We start from the raw sequence: 21,838 nt of genomic DNA on the forward strand, positions 1-21,838 counted from the left end.
CAGGGATCTCGACGGCCCGGTCCAGGAACATGCTCTAATACTGAGTATAGATGCGGCTGAACCCATCGACCTTCCACATCGTCGCGTCAATGCCGCATTCTCCATAACCGATTTTGAAATAACCTCTTTCGAGCCCCGGCTGATATTGTTCATTTTCGAACCTGGGCACCTGACCCCACCCGGTGTTCCATTGGTTCTTGCATAGCCAGGCTTGTTCGTAATCGTTGTAGCCGACGACGCAGACACAGTGACCACCTTCCTGACCGCCCCACCTGTGCTTGTAGACACCACCACTGTAGTGACGAAAGTCTTCGTAGATGGTGAAGCATGTGGTGAGAGGGGCGGTTGTCAGCCAAGCCTTCATCATTGAAGGATCGCTAGTCCAGGAGTAGCCGCTGATAACGGTGAGCTCATTCTGCCAGTCATTACAGAGATTGCAGGGCTGATCACCTGGAGTGTAGGGGAAGCACGACTCGGGCACGATACCAACGCGCTCCGCATATTGGAACGCCGCAGAGGGGTACCAACCATTGCGGCACCCATAGGATCCTCCGCAGTAGAACAGTTGCGCCGGAGACAGTTCGGGAAGGACGTTCCCATTAGGATCGGTGTAAGCGATGTTCTCCGCGATTCGAGCTGCCGCTTCTATCGTCGCCGTGACCCCGAATGCGACGCAGGAGCCGCAGCTCCCCTGATCCCTGATCGGGTTGACGAATGAACGAGCGATACCGTTCATGTTGGTCCAGTTCCATTCGGGCGGAGCCTCGGCGGCAGCTGCTCGGACTACGTCCCGATGCTCCTCCGAGCGTTGCACCCTCTCTTCGAGGGACAATTCATCGGGCCCGGGGACATACCCCAGACGGGCCCTGAATTCCTCTTTGGACAGCCGCGACACTGATGTCTCTTCGGCAGTCCAGTTCGCTGTCGGATCGGCGGCGAGACGGGCTTGTAGTTGTTCAAGGAACTCGTTGTCGGCGGGCATTGTTCCTCACTCTCCATAGGCGCTGGCGCGTCAACTGACCCGCAGAGTGATCTGCATGGTGTCGACGATTTCACCGCTCCAACTGCGTGCGAGTTCGAGCCGAACATGAGCGGCTCCGGAGCGTGTTGTGCGCAGGCAAATCTCGCGGCTCCCTCCGGCGCCCGGTCTGCCCGGCGCGCTCGGAGAGTACTCCGAGCTGACAGTCTCCACCGGACCCTCGGCTACCGCGACAGCCCACCTGAAACCCGTGGTGGCATTCTCTTCCAAAACGACGAGCACGGTTTCGCCGGGCTTGGTTTCAAGCTCGACCTCTGCGGCGGCGTGCTCGATGACATAGTCAGCCATTGGTGCGCGGCTTCGTCGACATAATTCTTTCCCCGTGTTGCACGTTGCACCACTTCCCGGACTGGAAGTTACCAGGTTCTCACCCTCGTCGTGCCGAGACAGTCAGACTGGGGCGCGGCTCTCCTGGAGTGAGTGCTGATCACCCGGTGAGGGTGTAGCGCCCGCGGTTGTGCTGTTATCGCTTTTGATGGATGCCTTGGTGTTCTTGTTGCGGGCGGAGGGTCCAGTAGGCGTCGAAGTCACCTGTGCGGCCTTGAGTGCCGTGTCGAGTGCCTGGTCGGCCGGAACGGGTACATCGGGGACCACTCCGACGCCTTCCCAGTTGGTGCCGGTGACGCTGTTGATGGTCCGGGCGGTCGGCACAGTCACGAGGATGTGTTCGGTGACCGCGTGGCGGGCCGTCGGATGCGCACCGCCACGTGTCGTCTCACCGACGACGATCGCCCGACCGTGCGCCTGAAGGGTGTACGCCACGTCCTCGCCCCCGGAGAACGTGATCGCGCTGGTGAGCACATAGACCGGGCGGCCCGTGTAGCGCGGCGCGGGAAGGTGCGCGGTCGTCCAGAACTGGCGTGTGGCGCCGGTGGACCGCTCGTAGATGTCGTTGAGGTGCACCTGGTCGTCGCGGAAGAAGTAGCTGCACCACATCGCGGCCCCCTCCGGTGCCCCGCCGAGGCATGCACGCAGGTCCAGAATCAGCGCGGAACTGTGGGCGACCAACTGCATGGCCGCGCCGATCGCGCTGGCGCCTTCGTCGGCATACGCGATGCGCCGGACGTCGACGAGCCCGACGTTCCCGCCCAAGTGCTCGACGCGGCGGACCCCCTGGTTCTCCGCCCGGAGCAGCGCGAGGAACGCGGCACGCCCCCCGTCCTCGTCCGCCGGATCCAGCGACTGCGGCTGGTCCACCCACAGCAGCCGCAGATGCTTGTCCGGGCACACCTTCTGCAGGTGAGCGGTCACCGTCTCGCAGAGCACCGGCCCGTCCAGGTCGTCGTACTCGCCTGCCGCGAGACGGCGCCGGATCGCGGCGTCGATGTCCACGGCCTTCTCGGGAAAGACGTACCCTGCCTCGATCCGATCCAGGGCCTGTCCGATTATCTGTTCGTTTGTGAGCACGGCGGGCATGCTAGGCCGCAGACAGCCTCATGACCGCCGAATTTCCGCGCAGGCCCAGGTGCCACGAGGTGTGGCCGTAGCCGCCCAGCCCGCTGGGAACCTCCCATGAAAGCCAGGGCGCACAAGGCTTCCCGAAGGAATGGACTGTAGCTACGCTAGCGTAGCTACAGAACCGTAGCTATCATGGTCGTCATGGTTGCTGGTGCTGCGCACGGGAGAAGCCGGCGCTCCCTGGCCGACGTAGTGGACGCCTGCCGGGCGGCAGTGCTCGCCGAGGTGGCGGAGACCGGCTTTGGCCGGCTGGCCGTCGAGGGCGTGGCCCGACGCGCCGGGGTCGCGAAGACCTCGATCTACCGGCACTGGCCGTCGGTGGAGGAGCTGCTGCTCGATGCGCTCAGCCATGCCCATCCCGTCGAGGTGGCCACACCCGGTGGCGGCAACCTGCGCTCGGACCTGCTGCGCTCGCTGGAGCAGTTGGTCGGCTGGCTCGGCGCGCCCACCGCGCCGGCCGTCGCGGCGATCCTCAACGAGCGGCAGCGCCGGCCGGATCTCGTCGAGGCCCTCTACACCCGGGTCTTCGACACCCACGGCGGCCGGTTCACCCGCACCGTCATCGAGCACTACGCCGAACGCGGCGAGATCGACGCCCGGCTGGTTACGCCGATCGTCGTCGACATCGGCGAGGCCCTGGTGATCAAACACCAGATCGACACCGGGCAACTGCCCAGCGCCGAGGTCCGTGCGGCGATCGTCGACCAGGCGATCCTGCCCGCCCTCTGTTTCCCACCCGTACCCGATGAAGGTAACTCGACATGACCACGACGCGGCCCGACATGCCCGCGATCCCGCCCGCCGTCGTACAGGTGGACTGGAATACGGCGATCGGCACCTCCCGCACCACCCTGACCACCCACCTGTGGACGGCACCCCCGCTACGGCGAGGTTCCCCGATTCACGACAAGGCCTTCGACGCCCTACGCGAGCTGCGCGTCGACCTCGCCCGCTTCCTGCCCTGGTTCTCCCACCCTCGGATCGCGGTGCCCGCGCTGACCCCACCGACCGCCGCAGAGACGTCGTGGAACTTCGAACTGCTCGACCCTTTCGTCGACGACTTCGTCAACGCCGCCGACGGCCGACCCATCGTGGCCAACTTCGCAACGATCCCGACCTGGATGTTCGTCACCCCGGAGCCGGTGACGGTGCCGGACGACCCGGAAGAGATCCAGTGGGACTACGAGCAGGGCACCGAGCTGCGCGATCCCACCTGCGCCGAGGTCGCCGACTACTTCCACAGGGTGGCCAGCTGGTACATCGCCGGTGGGTTCACCGACGAGCTAGGCCGCTGGCACGAGTCCGGCCACCACTACCGCTTCGCCTACTGGGAGGTGCTCTGCGAACCCGACATCGGTCACCGCCTCGCCCCGGAGACCTACACCCGGCTCTACGACGCGATCGTGACGCGGCTGGCACCGCTGGACCCGGACATGAGGTTCATCGGCCTGTCGCTCAGCCATGTCCACCACCAGCCGGAGTACTTCTGGAACTTCCTCGACCCGGCCAACCACGCCGACGGTGTCCGGCTCGATGCGTTCTCGTACCACTTCTACGCCTCACCCGAGATCGCCAACCCGTTCAGCGAGTTGGGCAACGCCCCGTACGCGCACTGGCGGGACATCTTCTTCGCCCAGGCCGACGCGTTCGTCGACCAGGTGCGTTTCATCGACTCCATCCGTCGCCGTCTCGCGCCCGACACCGCGACGTTCGTCAACGAGCTGGGCACCTACCCGCCCGACGTGATGAACCCGAAGCCAAACATCCCGGACGAATACTGGGCACTGAGCGCCTCCGTCCAGTCATATCTGTGGTCGAGGCTTGTGGAACTCGGCATCGACCTGGTCGGCATCGCCGAGTTCATGGACTACCCCGGCATGATTCCCGGCACCAGCCTCATCGACTGGGACACCGGCACGCCCAACGCCCGCTACCACGCCCTCGCCCTGCTGCTGCGACACTTCAGACCCGGCGACGCGCTGATGGCCACGACCACGGGCGCACCCGGCTTCCCAGACCCGCGCATCCACGCTCAAGCCTTCCTGACCGCCGACGGTCAGCGAAAGCTCCTCCTCGTCAACAAGACGGCCGCCCCGGTCACCGTCGTCCTTCCGCAAGACCTCAGCCGGGCGATGCTGGAGCAGACCGGCGTCAGCACGGTCGCCGGATCCCCAGCAACCGTCAGCGAGGAAATCACGCTCGACGCCCACGCCACCGCCGTCGTCTCCTACTGACCCGACTGTGCGGTACGACCGGAGCCTGCCCGCGCTCCGGTCGTACCGCATGCCGCATCACGGGCGGTCGGCGGTCCCGGATTGCGCGTGTTGATCGGTGACCGCCGCGGGAGGAAGCGGCGCTGAGGTCCGGACCTTGGCGCCCGTCACACCACGCAGTGCGGTGAGGCCGATGCCCAGCCAGATGATGTTGAGCACGGTCGATGGCCATGCCTGGTGAAACGCGCCGTTGACTGCGAGCCCGCCGGCACCCGCGAGATTGAGCAGGTGGTACCGCGTCCCCACAGCGAGCCGTCCGCTGGACAGCCGGGCGTAGGCAAGCAGAAGACCGGCCGCGCCGGCCCAGCCGATGGCGTCGGCGACAAGCATCGCCGCTTACCGCGGCACGATGGCGTAGGCCCGAACTGGGAACGTGCCGAAGCCGCGTACCCGCGGCGGTGCCGCGTGGAGGCGGGCCCCGGTGACGGGGAGGTCGGCCAGCCCGGTGAGGTGTTCGAGCACCGGGACACCGGCGTCGAGCAGGATCGAGTGGGCCGGTCGCTGCCCGCCGCTGTCCGTGTCGTCGATGTTGACGCTGTCGATGCCGACGAGCCGGGCACCAGCGTCGGCAAGCAGCTTGGCGGCCGGCTCGGTGAGATACGGGGCAGGGCCCCCGTACGCCCCGCTACCCCAGTGCCGGTCCCAGCCGGTGTGCAACAGCACCGCGGCACCGGCTAGGTCGAAGGCTGCCAGCGCCTGCGGCCCGATGCCGCGCTGGTCGCTGCCGACGAGGCGCACCACGACCGCGGGCAGGTCTGCGACCGCCTCCAGCGGCAGGGCGGCCAGGTCGGCTCCGTCTGAATAGCGGTGGTAGGGGCTGTCGAGATAGGTGCCCGTGTTGCCGACCATGCTGATGCGGTCGATGGCGAACTCGACGCCCGGCGCGTAGTGAGCACGGGAAGCCTCGCGGGTCAGGTGTGGGGCGATCTCTGGTCCCGGTAGGCCCGGATACGTCGTCATACCGGCCTCGATCACGTGGTTGAGCTCCACCAGGCGGCGGCCTGCTGCCGCCGGCACAGCGGTCGTGGGCACGCCGCGCGAGCCCTTGTGCGGCTCATGCACCACCCGCAGCCGGCTGATGCGCACCTGGTCGACCATCAACAGGCCGAGATGGCCAATGAGCAGGTTGGCGATTTCGTCCTCAGCGATGTCGGCGGCCGGCAGGTCGAGCCGGAACCCCTGCGTCTGCAAGCCACCACCGTTGAGGAAGGTCACCTCGGCGTCGAACACTGCGCGGTACTCGGTCATGTAGCCATGCTCCGCCAGCTCGGTGTTCAGCGGAAGCAGCAATTTCTACATGACGTATGTAGCATTTCTGAATGCAGATCGATCCGCGGCGACTGGCCATCCTCGGTGCCGTGGCCAACGCAGGCGGGGTTCTCGCGGCGGCCACCGTGCTGCACCTGACCCCGTCGGCAGTGTCCCAGCACATCGCCCGCCTGGAAGCCGAGACCGGCGTGACACTGCTCGACCGGTCGCGGCTCGGCGGGCGACGGGCTGCCGGCCTCACACCGGCCGGACGGCTCCTCGCCGCGCACGCCGGGCGCCTCGCCGAGACCCTCGCCGCCGCCGAGCGGGAACTCGCCGCGCTGACCGGGCAGGTGACCGGGCCCGTCAGCGTTGGGGCCTTCCCGACAGCGATCCGGCACCTGGTGGCGCCGGCCGCCACCGCGGTGGCCGCGACGAACCCGAACGTCGAGGTCCGTATCCGTCAACTTGAACGCGAGCCCGGCCTGGCCGCGCTGCAGGCCGGCGGTCTCGATCTACTGATCGTCGAGGCCGGCCCGATCGATCCGCCCACGAACCTGCCCGGTCTGCGCGCGATACGACTGCTTGACGATCCTTACCAGATCGTTTTCCCCGAGCAGTGGGCTCCAGTGGCCGGCATCGAAGCCCTGCTGACCCGGCCCTGGATCGACGGGCCACCAGGCTCCGCGTCGCACCGGGCGCTCGACCGGATCGCGACCCGCTACAACGCCGTGCTCAACCGCGTACACGAATGCCTGGAGTTCCCCGCCACGCTCGCCGTCGTCGCAGCTGGGCTCGCGGCGGCCGTGGTCCCCGCGCTCGCCCTACCCACCCACAAACAGACCACCATCGAGGCGCTCCACGAGCCCCACGTCGGAGCCCGCCGAATCGACATGGTCCACAGGCATGGCCGGCACGAGCCGAGCCCCGCTACCGAACTGGTCGCCCAGGCGATTATCACCCAGGCCGACCAGTGAACAATGGCGGCCGGCAGGGCCGGCTGGCCGGCTACGTCCGCGTCAAGGACATCCTCGGACTGCCGGCAAAGCAGCACGACGAGGCACTCGACCCGGGCCTGATCGCCCGCCCCTCGCTCGACAGCCCTGCGCGATCCGGCTGAACCGCCCCGCATCCAGTGGCAGGCCGGCGACGCGAAATGGCTGTCGTGTTCTCACGCCGCGCCATCGGCAGCCGACCAAGCGACCCCCGCTTGTCGAGCCGGGAAAGGCAGGCTAGCTGCGTTCCCGCGCTCGGACGGTGTCGGAGGCCGGCCAGGCGCGGACGATGCGCACTGTTTGGACGAGCACAACCGGGATCGCGGCGAGGGACAGCGCGACAGCCCAGTCGCCGGCACGGAGCGTGGTGAGGTCGAGCAGATCCCGCATGGCGGGTACGCCGAGGACCAGCGACTCGAGCGCGATGGTCAGCGCGAGGGCTGCCCACAGGTAGGGGTTCCTGGTGGCGCCGCGGAAGCCGGAGCCAATGTTGGTGCGGGCGTTGAATACCGCAAGCAGCTGCGCGGACGTGAGGGTGACGAACGTCATGGTCCGGGCGTGGTCGAGGTCGAGGTTCATGACCTTGCTGGCGAGCAGGTAGGCGGTGAGGGCGACGGCGGCGACGAGTGTGCCGTGGATGAGGATGCGGCGCACTGTGCCGGCGCCCAGTACGGGTTCACTCTTGGACCGCGGCGGTTCGCGCATGGCCTCGTCACTGCTGGGTTCGAGTGCCAGGGCGAACGAGGGGATGACGTCGATGATGAGGTTGTTCCAGAGAATCATGAGCCCGACGATCGGGGCGTCGAGGCCGAGGGCGAGGGCGACGGTGACGACGAGCGCCACCGACAGGTGCCAGGAGAACAGGAACTGGCCGAAGCGGCGGATGTTGGCGAAGATGCGCCGGCCTTCCTGGATGGCGTGTTCGATGGTGCTGAAGTCGTCGGTCGTCAAGACGATGTCGGCGGCTTCGCGGGCGACATCGGTGCCGGTGCGGCCCATGGCGATGCCGACATCGGCTTGTCGGAGGGCGGGTGCGTCGTTGACGCCGTCGCCGGTGACGGCGACGACCCCGCCGGTGGCCTGCAAGGCACGTACAAGGCGCAGCTTCTGCTCCGGCGCGACCCGGGCGAACACGTCGCTGTCGCGGATCTCGCGGGCGAGCGCGTCGTCGTCGAGCCGGTCGAGTTCCGGACCGGTGATGGCTCGGTCGGCGCGTAACCCGACCTCGCGGGCGACGGCGGCGGCGGTGCGGGGTTGGTCCCCCGTGATCATGACCACCCGGATGCCGGCCCGGTGGCAGGCCCTGACCGCGTCGACAGCTGCCGGGCGGGGAGGGTCGATCATGCCTACCACGCCGAGCGGGTCGACCGCGTCGAACACCTGGTTGTCGTCGCCGCTGGCAGCGGGCGCGCGGCCGGCGCCGATGGCGAGCGTACGCAGTGCCCGGCTGCTCATGTCGTGCACGCGAGCGAGGAGCTCGGCGTGCTGCTGAGGGTCGAGTAGCACCTCCGGGGCGCCTTTGGCGTGTACGGTGCCGTCGGTGACGACGGCCATGCGCTTGGTGGACGAGTCGAACGGGACCTCGGCGCGGCGGGTGTGCTCGACGCGGAGCGTGCGCCAGTCGAGTCCGTTAGCTTGCCCGCCGAGAAGGAGGGCGACCTCGGTGGGGTCACCGACCGGGGTGCCGTCGGGGGAGATGTCAGCGTCGTTGCAGATCACCGCGCTCTGCCACAGCGCCCGCTCGTCGACGCCGTCGGCGAGCGCAACCTCCACCACGTGCATCTCGTTGGCGGTGAGGGTGCCCGTCTTGTCCGCGGCGATGACATTGGTGCTGCCAAGGGTCTCCACGGTGGGTAGCCGGCGTACGAGGGCGTGCGCGCGGGCCATGCGGCGCATCCCGACGGTGAGGGTGAGCGTGGCCACGGCGGGCAGACCCTCGGGGACGATCGCGACGGCCAGAGCGATCGCAACCTCGATCACCTCCTCGACGTCGAGGCCGCGCACCAGCCCCAGACCGACGAGAGCGGCGGCCAGGCCGACGACAACCAGCGACAGAATTCGGCCCAGTTGCTCCAGACCGGCCTTCAGCGGCGCCTGCCCGGTGTCCGTCGACGCCGCCAGGTCGGCGATGTGGCCGACCTCCGTTGCCGGCCCGGTGGCGACCACGACCCCCCGGCCGCGACCGGCGCGGACCGTGGTGCCGCTGTACAGCATGTTCGTGCGATCGGCGATCGGCGTGTCCCGTGGCACCGGCTCGACCGTCTTGACGACGGCCTCGCTCTCGCCGGTGAGGGCAGACTCCTCGACGGTGAGGTCTTCGGCCTCCAGGACGCGAATGTCGGCAGGCACCTGGTCACCTGCCTCGACCGATACGAGATCGCCCGGCACCAGTTCCACCGCGTCGATCTCCTCACGGCGGTCCTGGCGCTTCACGTCGGCTCGGGTCGCGGTGAGGTGGCGAAGTGCCTCCATCGATCGCAGGGCCCGCAACTCGGTGACAAAACCGACGATGGTGTTGGCGATGATGACCACCGCGACGGCTGCGGCCTCCAACGTCTCACCGATGACCAGCCCTGCCACGACCGCGGCGGCGAGAAGCACGATCACGACGCTGCGGACCTGATCGAGCAGAATTCGCCAGCTTGATCGCTGCGTGGGCATGGCCAGCGCGTTGCGCCCTGCTACAGCCCGCCGCCGGTTGACCTCATCCGAGGCGAGGCCACGTTCCGGGTCGACGTCGAGGCGGGCCAGCACATCGACGCCGGCAAGGCCGTGCGGGGCCTCCACGCGCCACTTCCGCGCTCGTGGCTCCTGATGCCGCACGTGGGACGCCGACGTGTTGCCCGGATCGCGCGCGGAGGCGCTCACCTGGTCAGTTCTCCGACTTTCACAACACCGGGCCACCGATCCGGTTGCCCGCTGTTGTCACGGGAATCGAGCACAGGTCGCGGTCAACTGCCGCAACGGTTTCCGCCGACTGTGGGCTTCGCCTGGCCCGCGAGACGCACACGAGAAGCTCGCGCGGCTGTCCCGGCCCATGCCCGGCAGGAGGCGCATCGCGCTGCTGCCCGTTACCTGGTGACCGCCGCGCCATGGGTTCATGCTGCCGTACCACCGACCACGAGGCGGGCGTTTCAGCCGCCGGGGCTCACCCCGGGTTGGTGATGGCGGACCTCTTTGTATGCCTGCCGCTGATCGCCCTCTCGGATCTGCCCGCAGGCGGGGCGGTTGTCGGGCGGTCCCTGCCACGGTTCAGAGGATCACCAGTGTCGGCGCGGCGAGCCCGCCCGCTGCCTCGCTGACGGTGGAGTCTGCCGGGTCCGGGGGACCGGATGTGGCATGGGGCTTGCCGAGATCCTGCACGAGGTTGCCGAGCGGGGTGGGGAACTGGCCGCCCGCACCAGCATCTCAACAACAGGTCAGCAGGTACGACCGAAGATCGTCAAGGCGGTCAACACGCCGTAGGGCTCGCTACGACCCCGCCGGAGGCGGGAGGTCGACGACGCGGGTGGCCCAGCGGGTCATCAGGGCCGGGTCGTGGGTGATGAGCAGGACGGCGGCGTGGTGCTGCCGTTGGTAGTCGGTGATGACGCCGGCGAGGTGCGCCTGGGTGGAGGCGTCGAGCATGGCAGTGGCCTCGTCGCAGAGCAGGTACGCGGGCCGGTGCACCAGCGCCCGGGCGAGGCAGGCGCGTTGCAGTTGGCCGTCGCTGACGGCGTGCGGGCGGCGGGTGAGCAGGTCCGGGGTGAGGCCGACCAGCTCGGCCAGCTCCGCTGCCTGGGCCCGCGCCTCGTCCTTGCCGGTGCCGGTGGCGCGTAGCGGTTCGGCGACGATGTCGGCGAGGCTGAGCCGCGGGTCGGTGGCGGCACGGGGACTCTGGAAGAGGATCGCGACCCGGGTACGGATCGCGGCGGGTAGCCGGTGGCGCGCTCCGACCACGGGTCTGCCGTCGAAGGTGACGTGCCCGGCGTCGGGCGTGTGCAGCAGGCCCAGGACGCGGGCGAGGGTCGACTTGCCGCTGCCCGACGGACCGCGCAGCCCGACCGTCTCGCCGGGGGCGAGGTGCAGGTCGACCCGGTCGAGGACGCTCTGTCGCCCGAAGGAAAGGCTGACCTGGTGGGCGGCGAGGCCGGCGGACGGGACGGCGCTGGAACCGGTACCGCCCATGGTCTGCGTCGTGGGGGCGGTCATGCGCGTGCTCCGGTGCTCGTCGGGTGGTGGCAGGCGACCCGGCCGGCGCCGTCGCGGCCGAGGGCAGGCGGGGTGTGGCAGGTGTCGGTGGCACGGTCGCAGCGGGGCGCGAAGGCGCAGCCCGCGGGCAGGTCGGTGAGCATCGGCGGGTGTCCCGCGACGGGTCGAAAGGCACGGTCGGGCAGCGCGTCGAGCAGCCCGGCGGTGTAGGGGTGGGCGGGTGCGTCGAACAGTGCGGCGGTGGGCCGGTGTTCGACGATGCGGCTGGCGTACATGACGGCGACAGTGTCGGCGACGCGGCGGGCGGCGGCGAGGTCGTGGGTGATGAGCAGGACGGCGGCGCCGCCGTCGCAGCGGCGGCGCAGCAGGTCGAGCGTGTGGTCGACCAGCGGTCGGTCGAGGCCGGTTGTCGGCTCGTCGGCAAGCAGGAGCGGTGGGTCGGGGGCGAGGGCGAGGGCGGTGGCGAGGCGCTGGGCCATGCCGCCGGACAGCTCGTGCGGATAGCGGTCGAGGTCGTTTGGGTCGAGGCCGACGTCGGCGGCGATCCGGTCGGCGACCACGGGGGCGTCACGGCGGGTGTGGCCGTGGGCTCGGAGGGTCTCCTCCAGCAGCCTCCGGCCGGTCCGGACCGGGGTCAGGGCGGTGGCCGGGCTCTGCGGCACCAACCCCACGGCCCGGCCGCGGACGGCACGGGCGAGGTGGCGCTCACCGCAGCCGACCAGGTCAACCGGATCCCCGGTGGGCGGTCGCAGGTGCGCGCGGCCGGTGACGACGGCGTTGCCGGGCAGCAGGCCGAGCAGGGCGTGGGCGAGCACGGACTTCCCGCAGCCGGACTCCCCCACAACGGCGAGGAGTTCCCCAGGGTGCAGGGTCAGGTGCAGGTCGGTGACGGCGTGCACCGTGGCGTCACCGAGGCGGAAGCGGACGCTCAGCCCCTCAACTTTCAGCAGGGCATGCTGGGGGCCGTCGACGGTGACGGTCGTGGCGGAGAGAACGGTGGTGGTCACAGGTTCAGCTCCGCTCGTACGCGGGGATCGAGGCGGTCACGCCACCGGTCGGTCAATACGGCGAGGGCGAGCGTGACCGCGACGAGGACGAGGCCGGGGACGATGCTGGACCACCAGGCCCCGGTGAGCAGGGACCGCTGCCCGTCGTTGATCATGTTGCCGATCGAGGCCAGATGCGGTGGCAGCCCGAGGCCGAGGAAGGACAGGGCGGTCTCGTGCCACACGGCGTGCGGCACCATCAGGGTGGTGGCCAGTGCCAGGCGGGGCAGCACGTGCGGCAGCAGGTGCCGGGTGAGCACGCGAATGCGGGAGGCGCCGCCGGAAACCGCCGCGTCGATGAACGGCCGGGTACGCAGGCTGAGCAGTTCGGAGCGGACGATGCGGGCGGTGGACAGCCAGTGCGTCAGCCCGATGGACAGGATCACCGCGCCGAGGCTGGGCCGCAGCATCGCGACGATGAAGATGCCCAGCAGCAGGTGCGGCAGGGCCGCGATGGTGTCCACGATCCGCATGAGCACCCGGTCGACCCGGCCGCCGACGGTGCCGGCAACCGCGCCGACCAGGCCGCCGATGACCGTGGCCACGAGCGCGGCGACCGCGCCGACGAGCAGGGAGACCCGCAGCCCGTAGAGGCTACGGTGGGCGACGTCGCGACCGAGCTCGTCGGTGCCGGCCAGGTGCGCCCAGGACGGCGCCAGGCGGGTACCGGCCAGGTCGACCGCGCTCTGGTCGAGTGGCCACAGCAGTGGGGCGAGCAGGCATGCGGCGATCGCGGTGGTGAGCACGGCGGCGGCCACACCCTGGCCGACTCGGCCCCTTCTCGGCCGTGCTGCCGGGCGGCTGGGCCGGGGCGTCCGCGTCGGTGTGTTGATCGGGGGTGGGGCGAGGTCAGTCATCGAGGCGTACCCGGGGGTCGGCGGCGGCGTAGGCAAGATCGGTGGCCAGGTTCGCGGTCAGGACGACGACGGTGGTGGCCAGGGTCGTCGCGGCCAGCAGCGGGAAGTCGCTGCCCAGGGCGGCCTGTACGGTGACCGCGCCGAGGCCGGGCAGGGAGAACACGGTTTCCACCAGCACCGCGCCGCCGACGAGTTCGGGCAGGTGGGTGCCGACCAGGGTGAGGAACGGCAGCAGCGCGGTCCGCAGGGCGTGGCCGAACAGGACGGTGCGGCCGGGCAGCCCGCGTGCCCGCGCGGCGAGGACGTGGTCGTCGCGGAGGCTGTCGGCGACGGCGTCGCGGATGAAGAGCACGAACCACGGCGCCTGGGCGATCGCCAGCACGGTGACCGGCAGGACCAGGTGCCGGGCCACGTCGGCAGGGTCGGTGGCGGTGGCGGTGACGTCGGTGAGCCCGCCGGCCGGCAGCCAGCCCAGGCTGAGGGCGAACACCGCGATCGCGGCCAGGCCGATCCAGAACACCGGCATCGACTGCACCGCGTACGCGACGGCGCGCAGGCCCCGGTCGAACCAGCCACCCCGCCGGTACGCGGCCAGGGTGCCCAGCAGCAGGCTCGCTACCAGCACCAGGGCGAGAGCCACGCCGACGAGCAGCAGCGTCCACCCGGCGCGGGCGGCGAGCACGTCGGCGACCGGTTCGTGGCGGCTGGTCGACCAGCCGAGGTCGCCGCAGAGCAGGTTGCCCAGCCAGCGGGCGTACTGCACCGGCAGCGGGTCGTCGACGCCCCAGTTGTCGCGGATCTGCGCGAGGTTCTCCTCGCTGGTGGTGAACGCCGCCGCGCCCGCGTACTGCTGCGCGGGGTCGACGGGCGAGGCGGCGCCGAGGGCGAACATGCTCATGCTGGTCGCGGCTAGGACCGGCACGGCCACCAGCGCCCGGCGCCGGATCACCCGGCCGGCGCCGGCGAGCCGCCGCCGGCGGATCGGTGTCCTCGGGGCCGGCCCGCTGACCGGGAGGGACGCGGTCACGGTTTCCTGGTCCAGGTTTGGACGTTCCACCAGAGGCTGTTGGCGACGTCGTGCTCGTGCGGCTCCACCCGCGGCGTCACTCCCGCGACCGTGTCCTTCACGACGTAGGTGTGCTGGAGGTAGGTGAGGAACACCCACGGCGCGTCGGCGGTGAGCTGCTTCTGGAACGCCGCGTACGCCGCCTTGCGCACGGCCGGGTCGGCGTTGTCCCGGCCCTGCTGCAGTGCCGTGTCGGTGGCCGGGGACCGGTAGGAGCCGGGGTTGAAGAAGCCCTGGCCGGCGAAGGCGGAGCCGAACAGCTTGTAGGAGACGAAGTCCGGGTCGTACGGGGTGCCGTACCCCATGATCAGCGCGTCGGTCTTCATCCGGGGGGTGATCGCGTCCCAGGTCAGGCCCTCCGGCGTCACCTTGATGCCGACCTTCTTCGCGTCCGCGGTGACCGCGAGGGCGAGTTCCTTGCGCAGGCTGTCGGTGGCCGGGTACATCAGCGTGAACGCGGCCTGCCGGCCGTCCTTGACACGGATGCCGTCCCGAGCGGTCCGCCAGCCCGCCGCGTCGAGGGCCGCCGTCGCGGCGGCGGGGTCGGCCGAAGGTTTCCCGACGACGGACGCCTCGGCGAACTCCGACGACGGCGGCACCGGCCCGAACGCCGGCTCCCCGGCGCCGCCGAGCACGCCAGTCACCATCGCCTGCCGGTTCACGGCGAGGTTGAGCGCCCGCCGCACCGCCAGGTCCCCCAGGACCGGGTTGTCCATCGGCAGCATCACGCCCCGGTAGTCGGCGGTCGGCACCCGCTGCACCCGATAGCCGCCCTGTTCGTCGAAGCCGGCGGCGAGCTTCGGCGCCAGCTCCGCCGCGTCGAACTCCCCGGCCCGCATCCGCTGGGCGCGGACGTTGTCGTCGGCGACGAACGCCACCACCACACCCGAATTCGCCGGCTTACCGCCCCAGTACGTTTCGTTGGCGGCGAGCACCAGCCGGTCACCCGGGGTCCACGAGATCACCCGGTACTGTGGCCGGTGCCCACCGGCTTACGGTTGAACTCGGCCTTGTTCACGTCCTGCCCCGTGAACGCCTTCGCCGGTACGATGCCCAGTGCCAACCGCTGCAGGAACGGCGCGTACGCGTACCGGAGGGTGAACACCACCGTCGACGCATCCGGCGCGGTGACCGAGGCGAGCATGTCCAGGTCCGAACGCAGCGTCGAGTCGACGGTCGGGTCCAGCACCGCCCGATAGGTGAAGACCACGTCCTGCGCGGTCAACGGGGAGCCGTCGTGGAACCGCACTCCGTCGCGGAGCTTCGCGGTGACCGTCTTCCCGTCCACGGAGACGGCGGGCAGTTCCCGGGCAAGAGCCGGCACAAGCTGGTTGCCGGCGTCGCGCGCAACCAGGCCGTCGAAGATCAACGAACCGCCGTCCACGCCGTAGTTCAGCACCGGATTCAGGGTGTCCGGCTCCCCCGCCGTCGCCACCACGATCGTTCCGGCGGCGTTCGAGCCACCCGACGGCGTCGCCGACGACGAGCAGCCGGAGACGGCGAGCGCAGCGGCGACGGCCACCGCCGTGACGCGGACGGTCAGGGGCTTGCTCATGACGTACTCCTGCGATCGATGTGGTGCGAGCCCGGCACACGCCGGATCGGACAAGCCGTTGCCGCGTGCCCGGTGCGTCGACGGGCCGGTGGTTCAGGTCGGCGGGGACTGCGCGGCCACAAGCAGGTCAGCTCCCGGACCAGGTCGTCCAGGGACCGACCGTTCCGCGTGGCGACGAGCCCGAGGGCCAGAAGATCGAGTACGGCACGTGCCCGGACAGGGTGAACGCGAACGTCTTCTCCAGCCCGACCAGGCCCGCGAAGTCGCCCTTGTCGCGGACCTCGGCCAGCTGCTCCAGCGCGTCGTTGCCGCCCTTGGCGTACGCGGTGTGGTGCTTGCTGCGGTGCAGCGTGAGGATCTCGCCGGGCATCGCCGGTTTCAACGCGCCGTAGGCGTACGGCATGTCGGGCAGTGAGTAGACGCCCACCAGCAACTCCTCGAAACTCTCTTCGGCCGAAAGCGGCCGGGCGCCCCGGCAAACGTAGTGATCATCGCGATGCCGGGCGCCCGCCCCCTGATGCAAGTCTTGCTTAATTGCAAAAGACTTGCAAGAACGCTTGTTCGGGTGAACTCGCCCACCCGCCAGCGCCGACGAGCCCCTGCGCCAGCCCGAGGACGCGACAGCCGCACCTCAACGACTGCAGCCCGCGCGACGCGCCCCGGTAGTACGCGGGGGTGCCTTTCGCGCCGCCCCAGATGGTGAGTGTGTCGTCGGCCAGTTCGTAGACGTAGTCGAGGGTGTTGCCGGCCGAGTCGTAGAACCGGGACATAACGTCCGCGCTGGTGGGTTCGCCGATCGGGCGCAGGTGCCCGATCACTTCCAGGCCGGTGATTCCGCCGCCACCTCGAAGCCAATCCGCGACCCTCGACACCGCCCGAATGTGACCCAGGCCATATGCAAGCGGTGTCGAGACCGCAGGTCCGGCGACGAGGTAGCGGCAGGAGATTCGCTGAAGGAGGAAGCCATGGCCACCATCGCTGTCCCCACCGTCCGCAGTGCGTCAGACCGCCTGCTGCTCGCCGGCGCGCTGGCCGGGCCGGTGTTCTTCACCACGACCACCGTCCAGGCGGCCACCCGGGACGGCTTCGACATCACCCGGCACCCGATCAGCCAACTCGCCACCGGTGGCCTCGGCTGGATCCAGATCACCACGTTCGTGCTCACCGGCCTCGGTGGCCTGGCGTTGGCGGCCGGCATCAAACGCACCCTCACCGAGGGGATCGGCCGGCGGGCGCTGCCAATCCTCGTCGGGATTTTCGGCGTCGGGTTGATCGCTGCCGGGCTGTTCACCATGGATCCGGAGAACGGTTTTCCGCCCGGTAGCCCCGACGGTCCGGTGGCCCGAATGTCCTGGCACAGCGTCGTACATTCGGTCGCAGCCGCCGTGGCGTTCACCGCGCTCGCGGTTGCCGCCATCGTGCTGACCGTCCGCTCCGCGCGTCGCCGGGCCGTGCCGGCGGCCGTGCTCAACGGCGCAGCCGCACTGGTGCTGCTGCTGCCGGTGTCGCCGGAGCACATGAGCGTCCAGATCGCGGTCAACGGACTGGTCGCCTTCACCTGGACCACCGTTGTCGCGTTACGGCTGCGGCGCCGCGGCTGAGCAGACGTAACCTGTGCCCGAGCACGCTCGAAAAGAAATGGATTCCGCCATGAAGTACCTGCTCCTCGGCTACACCCCGGCCGACCTTTGGAACGCCGCGACCGCAGCCACCCCGTCGGAGGAGGCGGTGGCAGCGTTCGCCGCCTACCAGACGTTCCAGCAGGAGCTCACCGCCAGCGGCGAGTTCGTCACCAGCGAAGGCCTCGGCCACCCGGCGGTGAGTACCACGGTGCGCAGGACGCCGGAGGGCGTGATGGCCACCGACGGACCGTTCGCCGAACTCAAGGAGGTCCTGGCCAGCTTCGCCGTGATCGACGTGGCCAGCCACGAACGCGCCGTCGAGATCGCCTCCCGGATCGTCGAGGTCCTCGGTGAGCCGATCGAAATCCGGCCAATCATGGGTGAGGACTTCACCGAATGACCATGCACGTCGAGCACCTGCTACGCGCGCACGCGCCGCAGGTGCTCGGCGCGTTGGTACGCCGTTTCGGTCACTTCGACGTCGCCGAGGACGCGGTACAGGAGGCGCTGCTGGCCGCCAGCCGCATGTGGCCGGTCGACGGTGTTCCGGACAACCCGCGCAGCTGGCTGATCCGCATCGGCTACCGCAAGATGGTCGACCTGCTCCGCTCCGACCAGGCCCGGCGGCGACGTGAGCAGCAAGCCGGCATGGCCGAGCTGGCCATGCAGGAACCGGCCCGCCGAGCGGACCCGGCGCGGCAGACCGACGACAGCCTCACCGTGCTCCTGCTCTGCTGCCACCCCGCACTGAGCGCCACCTCCCAGGTGGCACTTACCCTGCGCGCAGTGGGCGGCCTGAGCACCGGCGAAATCGCGCACGCCTACGGCACGACCGAAGCCACCATGGGTACCCGGATCAGCCGCGCCAAACAGCAACTGGCCCGCGCCGGCGCCCGCTTCACCCCGCCGACCGACGCCGACCGAGACAGCCGCATGACCGCCGTAATGCAGGTGCTCTACCTGATCTTCAACGAGGGCTACACGGCCTCGGCCGGCGACAACCTCCTTCGCTTCGACCTGACCGGCGAAGCGATCCGACTCACCCGCATGCTCCACCAGTCCTTGCCGGACGATGCCGAGGTGACCGGCCTGCTCGCCCTGATGCTGCTCACCGAGTCCCGGCGCAACGCCCGCACCGGCCCGGACGACGAACTCGTGCCGCTGGACGAGCAGGACCGAAGCCGATGGAACCAGGAGCTGATCCGCGAAGGCACCGACCTGCTCGACAGCGTCTGGAACCGCCACCGGGTCGGCCCCTACCAGCTGCAGGCGGCGATCGCGGCCGTGCACGCCACGGCCAGCACGCCGCAACAGACCGACTGGCCACAAATCGCGGCACTGTATCTGTGGCTCGAACGGCTCAACCCCACCGCACCGGTGCGACTGAGCCGGGTCGTGGCAGTGGCCAAAGCCTACGGACCCACCCGGGGACTCGCACTGCTCGACGACCTGAACCGACACCACCACCTCGACCAGGAACCACTAACCCAGCAGCGAGAACGTGCCGTACGCGCCCACCTGCTCCAGATGACCGGCGACACCACCACCGCTCAACTGATGTACCGCGAGGCAGCCACCCTGACCGACAACCATGTCGAACAGCAATACCTGCTCAACCAAGCCGAGCACCTCAGCTGAGCCCTTTTCATCGTGATCGGCCTGGTCAGGGCGGGTGTGTCGGGGATCCGGTGTCGACATAGGACGAGGCTTCCGCCGCCCGCACCGTCCGACTTTCCCGGAGGCAAAAGGCCGTCAACCCCCACCACGCCAGAATCCGGGACGTCGGCGCACGTGCCGTCGCCACCCTCAGAAGTCCTGACCAAACTCCGCGGCTGCCCCCGACGCGCCACCACAATCGTCCCGGCCGTCCTCGTCCTACAAGCTGCCTTAAGACGGCCGTCGCCCCGGACCAAACGGCCCCTATACCCAAGGACCGTCCGCGGCGCTCCCCGCGCTGAACGGCCGCGCGATTCCCCATCCAACCAGTGCCTTGCCGATGCGCCACACGGCGACATTCGCGGTGAGACTGGCCAGCGTGCCAACCGCGAGGGCCGCCCAGGGAATCCAGCCGGTTGGGCGACCGGACAGGCTGTTGGGTCAGCGGCTGTCGGATGCCCTGTTGAATGGCGGTGTCGGCAGCCACGCCCGCAGGATGACTGGTTGGTTGGTGAGTCGGCGCTGACGCCTGGCGTAGCCGACGAGAAGGGCCAGCACGAGTGCGGATGTGGCGAGGCCACCAACAAGGATGATGTGACTGTGGTCGCTGTCGGATGCGGGCTTGGTTACGCCGGGGGGTGCGAAGGTCACGCGGGCGGTGGCGCTGCGTTTGGTCCAGCCGCTGGCGAGTTCCAGGGTGGCTGTCCAGGGGCCGTCGGGTAGGTGTTGGCCGACCGGGACCTCGAGGTTGGTGGTGGCGCCGATCGCGAGGGTGGGGGCCTCCACCTTGAACGGGCCCTTGCCGAGGCCGTCTGGCCCGTCGGTCAGTGACAGGGTGCCGTCGAGGTCGAGGGCGCGTTTACCGGTGTTGACCACCCGGGCGGTGAGGATGGCGGTGCCGTCCGGGGCGCGGGTGCCGGCGATGTCGCCGATGGTGAAGTCGAAGGGAGGCTCGCCGCCGGGGCCGACGGACAGGTAGACGCGGATTCCCGCGCGATTGATGGCGCGGATGGGACCGTCATCGGGTCGCCCGGCGGTCTCGGCCCAGATCACCGCGTACCGTTCCCCAACCGAGGCGTCTTCGGGGACGCGGATGGTGGCCCAGACCGTCGCTTCTTGCTCGGGGTTCAGGTTGAGGTGATCGTGGTCGACGGTGATCCAGCTCGACAACTCGTTGGCGGTCCGTGCGGGGGCGACGGTCCACTCGTCCTTGTCGACGGTGGCAGCGGCCGGGTACACGGCGAATTCGCGCCTGAGCGGCGAGGGGTTGGCCACGATGATCCGGCGCCGGATCGTCGTGCCGGGGTTGACGTGGTCGACGATGTACTGGTGGGCGCGGGGATCGTCGCGGCGGCTGACCGGGGCGTCGAGGAGTCGAACGCCCACGCCGAGTTCCGCCGCTGAGGGTGCAGGTGTCGGTGGTGCTCCGACGGCGGGGGCCCCCGCCAGCACCAGCGCGGTGACGGCGAGGGCGAGTGCCGTTGCGTCCCGTCGCTTACGACACAGAATGGGTCACCGTCCCGGTGTAGAGGCCCCCGACCGCATCGGAGGGGATACTGATCTCGAGTGTCGGGTTCCAGGTGGCGGAGTTGTTGCCGGCCCCGGAGGTCTTGGAGAAGGCGACCCGCGGTTGGTTGAGGGTGACCCGCTGGGCTTCGGTGGGCTGGCCGGGGACGAACGTACCGGTGCCGGTGGTGGCTGTGGCGGGCCCGGACCAGTACTCCACCAGCTGCGCCTGGATGATCTCGGTCGGCTCGCCAGTGCCGGTTCGGAAGTCACTGGCGACGACCATGGCGGTCCAGGTGGCGGTCGCCGCCGCCCGCTGGTCGCGGACGGTGACGGGCCCCATCGGACCCCTTAGGCGCTGCCCCGGGAAAGCGGAGCCGAGGTTGACCGAACTCGGGGCCTCGATGGTGAGGTTGGCGGTGGCGACGGTGAAGGTGACTTGCGTGTCCACAGAGGGCTGCGCGGCCGCCGGTGTGGCGACGCCAAGGATCACCGCAGCGGGGAGGCACAGCACGGGTGCGAGCGTTCTCTTCATAGGCAGGTTGTAGCACTCCGAGTCCGACATAAGGGGCGAGAAAGGAAAAGACCCCTCATTCAGCTCATCAGGAAACCGAGTGTGTCACGGTGCCGCGGTAGAGGCCGGCCACCGCCGTCGACGGGAGCGTGATCATCAGAGTGGGGTTCCACGTGACCCGGTTCCTCCCGTTGCCGGAGCTCTTGCGGAAGGCGGTGCGGGGAACAGCCAGTGTCTCCGCCTGGGCGCGGGTCGGCTGCCCGGGAACCAAGGTGCCCCCACCGGTCGAACGGGTGGCGGGTCCGGACCAGTAGTACATCTGGCCCGCCGGGATCGTCGCCGCCGAGGCGCCGGCGCCAGTCGTGAAAGATGTGGACGTGACGGTAGCCGTCCAGGTGTTCGGATTGACCGGCCGGTTGTCGCGCACCGTCACGTCGCCCATCGACCGGCTGAGCGTGTCGCCCGGACGGCCGCCGCCGAGACTCACCGACGACGGAGCCGTCAGCTCCAGACCCGTCTGCAGCGCCCGCGCAACGACGAACGTGGCGGCGGCCACCGGAGCCAACGGCGCGACCACCCCACTGGTCCCCACTACGAGGGAAAACCCCGCCAACACCATCAAATGCCTCATATAGGCAGTATATGGGCACCGGTGGCCAACCATCGATGCGACCCGGCCCTGTCGAGGTGTCGGTGGCGCTGACCGCCGTGGTCGTAGCGGCAGGTGGTGCGGCATCGCCAACCACCGCCGCGCCCCTCCTGGTGCTACGGCACCCCGGTGTCGCCCGCCCCAACAACTGGCCGCCCTCGCC

At 69.6% G+C, this 21,838-nt stretch carries 25 protein-coding genes and 1 pseudogene; 9 read left to right on the forward strand and 17 right to left on the reverse strand.

The annotated features are described in order from the left end of the window. Nucleotides 1-34: 34 nt before the first annotated feature. The 3 genes from MCAG_RS30670 to MCAG_RS13310 all read right to left on the reverse strand — a co-directional run bounded on the left by MCAG_RS30670 (nt 35) and on the right by MCAG_RS13310 (nt 2,455). Nucleotides 35-982 (reverse strand): C1 family peptidase, encoded by a 948-nt coding sequence (locus MCAG_RS30670; RefSeq protein ID WP_007073493.1) that lies wholly within the window; start codon nt 980-982, stop codon nt 35-37. Between the two features lie 30 nt (nt 983-1,012). Beyond that, nucleotides 1,013-1,327, reverse strand: coding sequence for a protease inhibitor I42 family protein (locus MCAG_RS13305; protein ID WP_007073494.1), 315 nt, complete (start codon nt 1,325-1,327; stop codon nt 1,013-1,015). Between the two features lie 102 nt (nt 1,328-1,429). Then, complete coding sequence (locus MCAG_RS13310) at nt 1,430-2,455, reverse strand: S41 family peptidase (RefSeq protein WP_007073495.1); 1,026 nt, start codon at nt 2,453-2,455, stop codon at nt 1,430-1,432. A 183-nt stretch (nt 2,456-2,638) separates the two neighbouring features. On the opposite strand from MCAG_RS13310, the gene MCAG_RS13315 reads away from it, so the two are divergent. Both MCAG_RS13315 and MCAG_RS33670 read left to right on the forward strand, forming a co-directional pair. Next, a complete protein-coding gene (locus MCAG_RS13315; RefSeq protein WP_036377054.1) occupies nt 2,639-3,262 on the forward strand; it encodes a TetR/AcrR family transcriptional regulator in 624 nt (207 codons plus the stop codon). Then, nucleotides 3,259-4,731, forward strand: a complete 1,473-nt coding sequence (locus MCAG_RS33670; RefSeq protein WP_198141553.1) for a hypothetical protein — start codon at nt 3,259-3,261, stop codon at nt 4,729-4,731. The genes MCAG_RS13315 and MCAG_RS33670 overlap by 4 nt, the downstream gene beginning before the upstream one ends. A gap of 57 nt (nt 4,732-4,788) precedes the next feature. Here MCAG_RS33670 and MCAG_RS13325 read toward each other — a convergent pair whose 3' ends face one another. Beyond that, the gene (locus MCAG_RS13325; RefSeq protein ID WP_007073498.1) at nt 4,789-5,100 is read right to left on the reverse strand and encodes a hypothetical protein; all 312 of its coding nucleotides are present in this window, start codon (nt 5,098-5,100) and stop codon (nt 4,789-4,791) included. Nucleotides 5,101-5,106: 6 nt separating this feature from the next. Then, a complete protein-coding gene (locus MCAG_RS13330) occupies nt 5,107-6,060 on the reverse strand; it encodes a cyclase family protein (protein WP_369751320.1) in 954 nt (317 codons plus the stop codon). Between the two features lie 29 nt (nt 6,061-6,089). Between MCAG_RS13330 and MCAG_RS13335 the strand changes: the two genes are divergently transcribed. After that, nucleotides 6,090-6,995 (forward strand): LysR family transcriptional regulator, encoded by a 906-nt coding sequence (locus MCAG_RS13335; RefSeq protein ID WP_007073500.1) that lies wholly within the window; start codon nt 6,090-6,092, stop codon nt 6,993-6,995. Continuing rightward, nucleotides 6,992-7,138, forward strand: coding sequence for a hypothetical protein (locus MCAG_RS32495; protein ID WP_157548028.1), 147 nt, complete (start codon nt 6,992-6,994; stop codon nt 7,136-7,138). Before MCAG_RS13335 ends, MCAG_RS32495 begins: the two co-directional genes overlap by 4 nt. Before the next feature lie 112 nt (nt 7,139-7,250). Here the strand turns inward: MCAG_RS32495 and MCAG_RS13340 are convergent, their stop codons facing one another. Continuing rightward, a complete protein-coding gene (locus MCAG_RS13340; protein WP_036373330.1) occupies nt 7,251-9,800 on the reverse strand; it encodes an HAD-IC family P-type ATPase in 2,550 nt (849 codons plus the stop codon). A gap of 552 nt (nt 9,801-10,352) precedes the next feature. On the opposite strand from MCAG_RS13340, the gene MCAG_RS35670 reads away from it, so the two are divergent. Further along, complete coding sequence (locus tag MCAG_RS35670; protein ID WP_255348985.1) at nt 10,353-10,478, forward strand: hypothetical protein; 126 nt, start codon at nt 10,353-10,355, stop codon at nt 10,476-10,478. A gap of 6 nt (nt 10,479-10,484) precedes the next feature. On the opposite strand, the gene MCAG_RS13345 is transcribed toward MCAG_RS35670, so the two are convergent. From MCAG_RS13345 to MCAG_RS32500, 8 genes are all read right to left on the reverse strand, one after another. Next, a complete protein-coding gene (locus tag MCAG_RS13345) occupies nt 10,485-11,204 on the reverse strand; it encodes an ABC transporter ATP-binding protein (RefSeq protein ID WP_007073502.1) in 720 nt (239 codons plus the stop codon). Next, nucleotides 11,201-12,211, reverse strand: coding sequence for an ABC transporter ATP-binding protein (locus tag MCAG_RS13350; protein WP_007073503.1), 1,011 nt, complete (start codon nt 12,209-12,211; stop codon nt 11,201-11,203). Before MCAG_RS13350 ends, MCAG_RS13345 begins: the two co-directional genes overlap by 4 nt. Then, nucleotides 12,208-12,996 carry an ABC transporter permease gene (locus MCAG_RS13355; RefSeq protein ID WP_232290150.1) on the reverse strand — a complete coding sequence of 263 codons (789 nt, stop codon included), beginning with the start codon at nt 12,994-12,996 and terminating at the stop codon, nt 12,208-12,210. Before MCAG_RS13355 ends, MCAG_RS13350 begins: the two co-directional genes overlap by 4 nt. Before the next feature lie 103 nt (nt 12,997-13,099). Further along, complete coding sequence (locus MCAG_RS13360) at nt 13,100-14,134, reverse strand: ABC transporter permease (RefSeq protein WP_232290151.1); 1,035 nt, start codon at nt 14,132-14,134, stop codon at nt 13,100-13,102. Continuing rightward, nucleotides 14,131-15,138: an ABC transporter substrate-binding protein gene (locus tag MCAG_RS35675; protein ID WP_007073506.1), complete on the reverse strand. Its 1,008-nt coding sequence runs from the start codon at nt 15,136-15,138 to the stop codon at nt 14,131-14,133. Before MCAG_RS35675 ends, MCAG_RS13360 begins: the two co-directional genes overlap by 4 nt. Beyond that, on the reverse strand, nt 15,135-15,728 hold the full coding sequence (locus tag MCAG_RS35680) for an ABC transporter substrate-binding protein (RefSeq protein ID WP_083802261.1): 594 nt from the start codon (nt 15,726-15,728) through the stop codon (nt 15,135-15,137). Before MCAG_RS35680 ends, MCAG_RS35675 begins: the two co-directional genes overlap by 4 nt. A 127-nt stretch (nt 15,729-15,855) precedes the next feature. After that, nucleotides 15,856-16,155 (reverse strand): hypothetical protein, encoded by a 300-nt coding sequence (locus MCAG_RS13370; protein WP_083802262.1) that lies wholly within the window; start codon nt 16,153-16,155, stop codon nt 15,856-15,858. Nucleotides 16,156-16,258: 103 nt separating this feature from the next. Next, the gene (locus MCAG_RS32500; protein ID WP_036373331.1) at nt 16,259-16,600 is read right to left on the reverse strand and encodes a hypothetical protein; all 342 of its coding nucleotides are present in this window, start codon (nt 16,598-16,600) and stop codon (nt 16,259-16,261) included. Between the two features lie 93 nt (nt 16,601-16,693). Between MCAG_RS32500 and MCAG_RS13380 the strand changes: the two genes are divergently transcribed. From MCAG_RS13380 to MCAG_RS34710, 4 genes and pseudogenes are all read left to right on the forward strand, one after another. Beyond that, nucleotides 16,694-17,329 (forward strand): DUF998 domain-containing protein, encoded by a 636-nt coding sequence (locus tag MCAG_RS13380; protein ID WP_036373332.1) that lies wholly within the window; start codon nt 16,694-16,696, stop codon nt 17,327-17,329. A gap of 49 nt (nt 17,330-17,378) precedes the next feature. Further along, on the forward strand, nt 17,379-17,750 hold the full coding sequence (locus MCAG_RS13385; RefSeq protein WP_036373333.1) for a YciI family protein: 372 nt from the start codon (nt 17,379-17,381) through the stop codon (nt 17,748-17,750). After that, nucleotides 17,747-18,988 carry an RNA polymerase sigma factor gene (locus MCAG_RS13390; RefSeq protein ID WP_007073511.1) on the forward strand — a complete coding sequence of 414 codons (1,242 nt, stop codon included), beginning with the start codon at nt 17,747-17,749 and terminating at the stop codon, nt 18,986-18,988. The genes MCAG_RS13385 and MCAG_RS13390 overlap by 4 nt, the downstream gene beginning before the upstream one ends. Before the next feature lie 89 nt (nt 18,989-19,077). Beyond that, nucleotides 19,078-19,228, forward strand: a pseudogene (locus tag MCAG_RS34710) (IS5/IS1182 family transposase); the annotation flags it as partial. Nucleotides 19,229-19,447: 219 nt separating this feature from the next. Here MCAG_RS34710 and MCAG_RS13395 read toward each other — a convergent pair. The 3 genes from MCAG_RS13395 to MCAG_RS13405 form a co-directional block, all read right to left on the reverse strand. Continuing rightward, nucleotides 19,448-20,392: a hypothetical protein gene (locus MCAG_RS13395; RefSeq protein ID WP_157548030.1), complete on the reverse strand. Its 945-nt coding sequence runs from the start codon at nt 20,390-20,392 to the stop codon at nt 19,448-19,450. Nucleotides 20,393-20,501: 109 nt separating this feature from the next. Continuing rightward, nucleotides 20,502-21,047, reverse strand: a complete 546-nt coding sequence (locus MCAG_RS13400) for a hypothetical protein (RefSeq protein WP_036377074.1) — start codon at nt 21,045-21,047, stop codon at nt 20,502-20,504. Nucleotides 21,048-21,114: 67 nt separating this feature from the next. Next, nucleotides 21,115-21,582 carry a hypothetical protein gene (locus tag MCAG_RS13405; RefSeq protein ID WP_157548031.1) on the reverse strand — a complete coding sequence of 156 codons (468 nt, stop codon included), beginning with the start codon at nt 21,580-21,582 and terminating at the stop codon, nt 21,115-21,117. Nucleotides 21,583-21,838 lie beyond the last annotated feature (256 nt).

The organism is Micromonospora sp. ATCC 39149, from assembly GCF_000158815.1.
Classification (GTDB): domain Bacteria; phylum Actinomycetota; class Actinomycetes; order Mycobacteriales; family Micromonosporaceae; genus Micromonospora.

Excerpts from the sequence above, each read along its gene's own strand:
- MCAG_RS13335 (WP_007073500.1), top strand. The coding sequence starts at position 6,090 with ATGCAGATCGATCCGCGGCGACTGGCCATCCTCGGTGCCGTGGCCAAC.
- MCAG_RS13305 (WP_007073494.1), bottom strand. The coding sequence starts at position 1,327 with ATGGCTGACTATGTCATCGAGCACGCCGCCGCAGAGGTCGAGCTTGAA.
- MCAG_RS35680 (WP_083802261.1), bottom strand. The coding sequence starts at position 15,728 with ATGAGCAAGCCCCTGACCGTCCGCGTCACGGCGGTGGCCGTCGCCGCT.
- MCAG_RS13315 (WP_036377054.1), top strand. The coding sequence starts at position 2,639 with ATGGTTGCTGGTGCTGCGCACGGGAGAAGCCGGCGCTCCCTGGCCGAC.
- MCAG_RS13345 (WP_007073502.1), bottom strand. The coding sequence starts at position 11,204 with ATGACCGCCCCCACGACGCAGACCATGGGCGGTACCGGTTCCAGCGCC.
- MCAG_RS13380 (WP_036373332.1), top strand. The coding sequence starts at position 16,694 with ATGGCCACCATCGCTGTCCCCACCGTCCGCAGTGCGTCAGACCGCCTG.
- MCAG_RS13385 (WP_036373333.1), top strand. The coding sequence starts at position 17,379 with ATGAAGTACCTGCTCCTCGGCTACACCCCGGCCGACCTTTGGAACGCC.
- MCAG_RS13390 (WP_007073511.1), top strand. The coding sequence starts at position 17,747 with ATGACCATGCACGTCGAGCACCTGCTACGCGCGCACGCGCCGCAGGTG.
- MCAG_RS13325 (WP_007073498.1), bottom strand. The coding sequence starts at position 5,100 with ATGCTTGTCGCCGACGCCATCGGCTGGGCCGGCGCGGCCGGTCTTCTG.
- MCAG_RS13400 (WP_036377074.1), bottom strand. The coding sequence starts at position 21,047 with ATGAAGAGAACGCTCGCACCCGTGCTGTGCCTCCCCGCTGCGGTGATC.
- MCAG_RS30670 (WP_007073493.1), bottom strand. The coding sequence starts at position 982 with ATGCCCGCCGACAACGAGTTCCTTGAACAACTACAAGCCCGTCTCGCC.
- MCAG_RS33670 (WP_198141553.1), top strand. The coding sequence starts at position 3,259 with ATGACCACGACGCGGCCCGACATGCCCGCGATCCCGCCCGCCGTCGTA.
- MCAG_RS35670 (WP_255348985.1), top strand. The coding sequence starts at position 10,353 with ATGGGGCTTGCCGAGATCCTGCACGAGGTTGCCGAGCGGGGTGGGGAA.
- MCAG_RS13310 (WP_007073495.1), bottom strand. The coding sequence starts at position 2,455 with ATGCCCGCCGTGCTCACAAACGAACAGATAATCGGACAGGCCCTGGAT.